Genomic DNA, 6,796 nt, shown 5'->3' on the forward strand with positions numbered 1-6,796 from the left:
CAGTATCGCTTATTCTTACAGCATCAATCTGCTCATCCTTACGTATAAAGGCTCTAGGAGTTATTAGAACCAGCCTTTCCTCCCCACTGATGCCGTCATTTCTTTGAGGTGGAACAAGAGTAAACAGGTTATAACCAAAAAATGAGAAAAATATGTTGATATAGTGGAGATTAAGGCACCAGAATAACGCTAATATGATCGTTAGAGCGACAACCGCTGAAAGGAAGTTACTGAAGGTATCTAAACTTAATGAATAGACCGGGAACAGGATTGCAAATAGATATACTATGACGTGCTCGCGGTGATCCTCGGCAAACGCGACAGAAATTGTTTTAACATCGCTGTTTGATTGGGCTTTTCCAATACGCCATAGGAGAAATGCGTTCGGAAATACAATTAGAAATCCGCAGATTGCGACAAAAACATAATTATTGAAATGTGTTGTCCCTCGAATTGCCCACAGCAGGAAAAGTGGAGAGAAACTCGCAAGTACCATAAGTAGCCTTGCCAGTGTCAATCCTTCTTTTCTATAATTTCTCAATTGGGTTCCTCTCCTTACAGCTTAATTTTTAGTTCTATATTTCATTCGATACGTTCTTCCTCGATATACTTAGTTTCCTTCACCGCACCCCCTCCCCCCTATTCCACTCCCGCACCAGCCTCGCATAACACCCCTCGCAGACCATCGCCTGCGCCTCCCCCGACCGATACACCGCCTTCCCCGTCCCGCAGACGTCGCACCGGCCGAGTTCGACCTTCGCCCGCTCAAACGTCCGGTGGTCAAGGACCCCCGGGAGCGGCTGCACCTTTCCGGGCCGCTTTCCCTTCTTCAAACAGTCGTAGCAGAGGTACTTCCCCCCGCCGCGTTTCACCGACGACGTCGGCCGCCGGCCGCAGACGTGGCAGGGCTCGTCCTTAGTGACCGGGAGGGGGATGTAGTCCGCGGGGTTGACCGGGGGCGAAGGATGACAGCGGAATTCAGCACGTTGACAGCAGGTGCTGTCATTGAGCGGTGCGATAATTGAGGCATGTTCCTCATTAGAGTCGCAATACGTGAAGTTCTCGCTTTGAATGACAGCAGAACCAGAAACGCAGGCACTCCGACCGTCGCCGGAAGCCCCGCCGTCCATGCTCTCCATGCTCTCATTCTGCTGTACATGTGTGTACCCATTGAGGCACATATCCTCATTTCGGGAGGCGTTCCCGAAACCATCCTCGTCCCGCCCCATCTCTCGTTGACAGCAGGTGCTGCAATTCCGCTGCAATCTGCTGTCATTGCTGTCATCGTCCGGGTCATCATCCAGCCAGACCGAGGTTCCCCCGCTCCAGGCCCGGTAGACCTCGGCGTCGAACGTGAAGTACTGCTCCCGGCGGCGGACCGTGACCCCGCCGTCATCGCTCTGGGTTACCGTGGCGTCGTAGAGGCTGATCGCGGGGCACTTCTCCAGGAGGCCGGAGTAGGGCGTCCCCCGGCTGACGTAGCCGTTGAGGAGCCGCCGGGTCTTTTGGTAGGAGAGTCCCATCGCCGCCTGGAGCTGCCGGATGGTGAAGACCTCGACCCCCATCCGTGCGACCGTTTCAAGCGCCGCCGCCTCGTTCTTTGTCAGTTTCGTCTCCTGGCCCCCGGCCGCCCCGGAGAGGGCGGCATAGAGTTTTGCCGCCGCCGCGAAGTCCTCCGGCCGGGCGATCACCGCCCCGTCCTCCTTCCGGTCCCGCTGCAGGGAGAAGAGCCGTGCATGGCACTTGATCAGGTCGAAGAGCATGCCGGGGTTCCGGCGGTTCTGGGTCGCCGAGAACTGGACCCGCCGCGCGAACGGTATCCGGACGGGAAGGATCTCACCTTTGACGGCCTCCCAGATCGCCCGGCAGACGAGAACGTCTTCCTCCTCCGTGGGGAGCGGGCCGGTCGCCTCGACCTCCTTCATGTGTTCGAGCACCCTTTTGTCCTGCTCGATGGAGTCGTCGATCCAGGCCGTCAGCATCCGGTTCATCACCTGGTCGTCGCCCATATCCTCGACCTTCGCAAGCCACCAGACGCACCGTTCCGGGATGGTGCAGACCCGGAGTTTCCGCTCCGTCGTCAGGGTTCGGTGCTCGATCGGGTCGCGGAAGTTCGTGGTCGCCGATTTGAGGACTTCCTGGAGGTCCTCGGAGAGCGAGACGTCGTCGAAGAGGAGGACGGTGCCGGGCCGGAGGTCGTCATCATAGTATAGCGCCTTGTCCGAGACGGTGCCCATGAGTTTGTAGGCATTGGGGACGAGGTTCTGCATCGTCACGCAGGCGTGGGTCTTGCCCTTCCCTGAGTTCCCGGAGACGGCAACGTGCAGCCCGTTCGTGTTCTCGACGGACTGCGAGGCAAGGGACATCGCCAGGCACTCCGCAACCGTCCGGTCGCCGACGTGGCTCCGGTTGAAGGTGTCGAGGAGGAATGCAAGCGGATCGCCGTGCCGGAGGATCTCCATCGCCCGGTGACGGTGCTCGTCGTCCATCGGTGCCGGTGCCTCCTCCTTCTCTGGCTTTTGCACCCGCTTCGGCTCATACCTCTCCCGGAGTTCCGGCCAGCGTTGCGCTCCCCCGCCGCAGCTCGCATGGTGACAGCCAGCGAAGATCGCGCCGTTTGCAAACTGGATCGCGAACGCTCCGTCCTTATGCGCCGACGAAAACGGGCACTCGGCGAGGACGTAGAGGGTGCCGCCCTGGTAGGGCCGTGTCGACCGGATGGCGATGCCGTGGTCGAGGAGCCAGGCGGCGAGGTCGATGCCGGGTCCCTTCTTTTTCGGTTCTTCACGGGGGAGGAGTCCTGCGAGGTGCCGGAGCCGTTCCACCGGAACAATATCGATCTCCGTCGGAGCCGCGAGGATCTTCGCCCGCCGGTACGGCCGCTCCGGCGTGTTGTCGCCCTTCCGCGAGAGTGTGCCGTAGAGTTTCCAGATCCGGGCGGCGTTGTGGTTCGCGGTATCGACGGTCACGGCCTCGTTTGAGAAGAGGGCATCGAGGGTAGCAAGAGCGCCCTTAACGAGCGCCGTCGCCTCTGCTTCGTTTTTGAGATCGATCCTGTACAGGAGGTGCGCCCCGTTCCCGGAGTCGGCTTTGACGGGCGCGGGGAACCCCTGTTCCGCGAGATAGCCCGCGATCCGCTCGGCCGCAGCGAGCGCCGCGTCGTGCTCCTCGTCCGTCGACGAGACCCCGCTCGGCCGGGCGGGATCGATATCGACCGGGAACCAGCGCCGCTCGAGGATGTCGGCATCCGCCGTGGTAGCGTCTTTCCGGGACAATCGCATCTTGATTCGGTTCGCCCGCCGGGCGAGGAGGGCCGGGTTCACTGGGTTCAGGGTGATGTAGATCCCGGCAACTGCTGGATCGGCATCGAGCGCCTCGACGGCCCGTGCGAGGGCTTCATAGTTGTCGAAGTAGCCGGAGTGGGTGACGCCGTCGGCGAGCGCCCGGACCTCGACCACCCCGCCTTCGGGGGCGAGGAGTTCCACAGTCCGGCGGATCTCTTCTTTCAAACGCTTTCCTCCGGGATCAGGGGGAAAAGGGGGGCGCTCGCGGCCTCCCCGCAGGCCACCCGCCGAAAGGAGACGAACGGGATGATCCAACAACCGGTTCGAAGGCGAAACACCACCGCCCGCCCCGCGTGGTTCACCGCCGCATGCCCTTCGATCGTCACGGACGAGGTGACAATTTCGCCCGTCCGCCGCACCCGCTCCCGCATGATCGGGGCCGGGCGGCCGAAGAAGATGAGTGCCCTCACATCCTCGGGTGTAATCCGGTAACGCTCCGCCTCGACGTCGACGATGAGTCCGCCCGCAGCGGTACAGGCGAGCGTGCCCGCCTCCGGGGTCATGGCCGCCCCCGCTCGACGCTGATCGCGTACTGGTGATTCCGCGTCCGGCGAACGTTGATCTGGCGCACCGCTCTCCCGTGCCGCCGGATCTCGTCCGCGACCGCTCGCGGGACGAGGAAGAGCGGCACCGGGGAGACGTTTATCTCTTCCGGTGAAGATGTACCAGTGGCGGCCTGGCCGACGGTGCGGTCACACTTCAGGTTCGGGCTGCCGCCGCTGGTTTTTGGTTCGGTTCTTCTGGTTTCGTGCTGCATGGTTCTGTACCTCACGCACCGGTGTTCTCTCCGGCGCACACACCATCATCGGGAACTGCCGGTTAAAAGGGTGAGCCTATGGCTCCGGACAGGACAACCGGCCACATATAAGCGTTACTTTATCGGAAGATCGTGAAATCGGAGAATCGAAGAGAAATGCGCGATCGCGCCAAAAATTTCAGGGGATGAGAGATCCTGATTTGTCCGGGGAACTGCATGCGGCGGCCACATCCTCGGGTTCATACCGGAGACGAATCGCCCGGCCCCGCCCGCGCCCCGTTCCGGGCACGAGATCGATTATCCCGGCTCTGGCGAGCCCTCTGAGGTGCTCATGGTAGGTCGTCTTCCCGATCGGGAAGTAATCCCGTGTCTCCTCGAAGACCGCCCCCGACGTCATATCGCCCCCATCCCGCGACCGCTCCGCGATCTGGGAGAGCAGCGCCCGCTCGCCCGCCGAGAGTTCCGCGGCACGGGTCCGGAGCACCGGCGCCACGACCGTCCGGGCTGCGACCGTCACGTCGCCGGGGGTGACCCGGCGGCGGCCGTCCTTCTCCACCCGGAGGACTGTTGCCCGAACGAGGTCGATCCCGACTCGCACGTCCTGTTCGCTGGCGGCGATGCCGGCGATACGGTCGAGGAGGGATGCCGGCATCACCCCGGGATAAAGCCCCTGCTTGATGCGGTCGGTGAGGATCTCGCGGATCTCGCCCCTGTCGTAAGGTGGGAAGAAGACCTCCAGAGGATGGAAGACCGACCGGACGCTTGCATCGGCCTCGGCGTAAAGGTTCAGGGCAAGGTCGCCTGCGACTGCAAAGACTCCGGGCTTTTTGACGTCCCACTTCTCGTAGAGCCGGAGGATCTGGTAGAGGAGGAGGTTAGAGGTTCCGGCTGCGATGAGGTAGTTTGCGTCGTCGAGGCAGACAACAAGCGCCGCATCCTCGTCGTGGAGCCGGGCGGCGATCCCCTCTTTGACGCCGTCGAGGTGCCGGCCGGTCGGCGGCGGGGCGTAGCGAAGATCTGTTTGAAGATACTCCGGTAGACGGCGAGCGGCGTACGGTCGTGACGGCAGTTGACGTAGACCGGGACGATCCTCTTTGTCTCCTCCCGGATCTCGCGAAAGATCCGCCGGACGGTGGTGGTCTTCCCGGTCCCCGGCGGGCCGCGGAGGACAGCGCTCCCCGCGCTCCCGCCCCGGAGCGCCGGCCGGAGGAGCCAAGCGAGTTCCCTGACCTGGGCGTCGCGGTGGTGGACCTCTCCGGGGAGATACGTGAACTCGAAGACCTCAGGATCGCGGAAGAGCGTCTCGTCGGAGCGGAGGAGTGAGGAGTGCGTCATACGTCAGTCTGGAGAAGAGAGGGTTGTTAACGAGGGGCCGGGCGCGGGATGAAAGTGAGGGGGGCAAAAGCCCCCTCAGTCCAGCGAACCGACGGTGTCGGCCCACGCCTCGACTGTGTTCCGGATGGCGTCGTCCTGGTAGGACGAGATCCGGACGGTCTTCCGGGTGAAGGTGACGTAGAAGTCGTCACCCGAGGGGTCGTGGCACTTGAGCTGCGCGTAGTAGGTCTCGCCGGGGCTGTTCCGGACGGCCTCGCCGCCCATCGCGGCCTCGAGGGCCGCGTTGCCCATGACCTCGGCGGCGTTCGCCTCGAACGCCGTGATCGTCGGGGACTGGAGTGAGACGGTTCCGACGCGCTTCCCCTCACCGTTGATGAAGTTCACCTTCGCGGTGTAGTGCTCGCGGTTGCGAACGATCGCGGGAACCGGCTGCCCGTCGGCGCCCGTATACCCGACGCACCCGTAGGGGTTGTCGTCGATGACGGACTGGACGAGGTTGTTAAACGACGTTACGTCGGCGATCGGGACGGCGAGGTCCCGGACCGCCGTTTTGTTCACGGTTGTCTGAACGAAGTCTGCCATGGTTGGCTCTCCTTGCCTGCCAGGGTTCCCGGGAATGTGACAGACAACTATAGGGTGGGCGTGGGGCGGTATCAGCCTGACTTTATCGGGGAGCCTGGATTGAGCCCGGATTCTTGGATATAGCCGTTACGGTCAGGCTTTTTGTTCCCGACCCCCTATAGTCCCCCGGGAGGGATACCAGGATGACTGAGGAAAAGACCACCCGGGAACTCGTCTACGAGACGAACCGGGATGTGAAGTGGATATGCCGGGCGCTCCGGCAGATGGAGCGGTGCGACGAGGATTTTGAGACCCGGATCCGGGCGCTGGAGGGCTGGCGAGCGGAAAAGGCCGGGGAGGAACGAAGAGTTTCGACGATCAGCGCCGGGGCCGGTGGGGTCGTGGGCGGGGTGGTGGCGGTGCTGGTGAAAGTGCTCGGCGGGGGGTAAGCCTCCGACAGCTAGAGGATTTTGGAACGCTCTCTAGGGAACGTGTCTGTCCATCATTCTTATTGTGTTGATCGAATCCTGAACTCTTGTTAATTCAAATAACCTTTCGTTACCGCAGAAACTTACATGCCATTTCTGTTTTTTGTACTGCGGATACCTGTCTGTCACATCTTCTCCTGTGCTTGCAACAACGATTTTTTGAACCGCGTCTGCAGAGAATACAGAATAAGCTTCGGGCTTGTTAAACCATGTATTGTTATAGTGGCGAACATTCATTTTGTGATACACATAATAGTTCGTCGGATCGAAGAAATACCATTCATCATCGATTTGAACCTCAACCCATGCAT

The 6,796-nt window shown here is 61.4% G+C and carries 9 protein-coding genes; 1 reads left to right on the forward strand and 8 read right to left on the reverse strand.

Features of this window, described 5'->3' with window-relative positions; all coding sequences use genetic code 11:
* The 7 genes from EI28_RS14135 to EI28_RS11490 form a co-directional block, all read right to left on the reverse strand.
* Positions 1–496: hypothetical protein (locus EI28_RS14135; protein WP_155937389.1), on the reverse strand; the 496-nt coding region annotated here is incomplete at its 3' end.
* Positions 497–620: 124 nt separating this feature from the next.
* On the reverse strand, positions 621–3,509 hold the full coding sequence (locus EI28_RS11470; protein WP_048114978.1) for a hypothetical protein: 2,889 nt from the start codon (positions 3,507–3,509) through the stop codon (positions 621–623).
* The gene (locus EI28_RS11475) at positions 3,506–3,847 is read right to left on the reverse strand and encodes a hypothetical protein (RefSeq protein WP_048114979.1); all 342 of its coding nucleotides are present in this window, start codon (positions 3,845–3,847) and stop codon (positions 3,506–3,508) included. Before EI28_RS11475 ends, EI28_RS11470 begins: the two co-directional genes overlap by 4 nt.
* A complete protein-coding gene (locus EI28_RS11480) occupies positions 3,844–4,101 on the reverse strand; it encodes a hypothetical protein (protein WP_231476790.1) in 258 nt (85 codons plus the stop codon). The genes EI28_RS11475 and EI28_RS11480 overlap by 4 nt, the downstream gene beginning before the upstream one ends.
* Positions 4,102–4,279: 178 nt before the next feature.
* Positions 4,280–4,996 carry a hypothetical protein gene (locus EI28_RS15570; RefSeq protein ID WP_394296344.1) on the reverse strand — a complete coding sequence of 239 codons (717 nt, stop codon included), beginning with the start codon at positions 4,994–4,996 and terminating at the stop codon, positions 4,280–4,282.
* Entirely contained in the window at positions 4,888–5,436 is a 549-nt protein-coding gene (locus tag EI28_RS15575; protein ID WP_082223162.1) for an AAA family ATPase, read from the reverse strand. The genes EI28_RS15570 and EI28_RS15575 overlap by 109 nt, the downstream gene beginning before the upstream one ends.
* A gap of 75 nt (positions 5,437–5,511) precedes the next feature.
* Positions 5,512–6,018: a hypothetical protein gene (locus EI28_RS11490; RefSeq protein WP_048114981.1), complete on the reverse strand. Its 507-nt coding sequence runs from the start codon at positions 6,016–6,018 to the stop codon at positions 5,512–5,514.
* Positions 6,019–6,200: 182 nt separating this feature from the next.
* On the opposite strand from EI28_RS11490, the gene EI28_RS11495 reads away from it, so the two are divergent.
* Positions 6,201–6,446, forward strand: coding sequence for a hypothetical protein (locus tag EI28_RS11495; RefSeq protein WP_048114983.1), 246 nt, complete (start codon positions 6,201–6,203; stop codon positions 6,444–6,446).
* Positions 6,447–6,479: 33 nt separating this feature from the next.
* Here EI28_RS11495 and EI28_RS14460 read toward each other — a convergent pair.
* The coding region (locus EI28_RS14460; protein WP_197018503.1) for a hypothetical protein at positions 6,480–6,796 on the reverse strand (317 nt) is incomplete at its 5' end.

The sequence above is a fragment of the Methanoculleus sp. MH98A genome (assembly GCF_000691865.1).
GTDB lineage: Archaea > Halobacteriota > Methanomicrobia > Methanomicrobiales > Methanoculleaceae > Methanoculleus.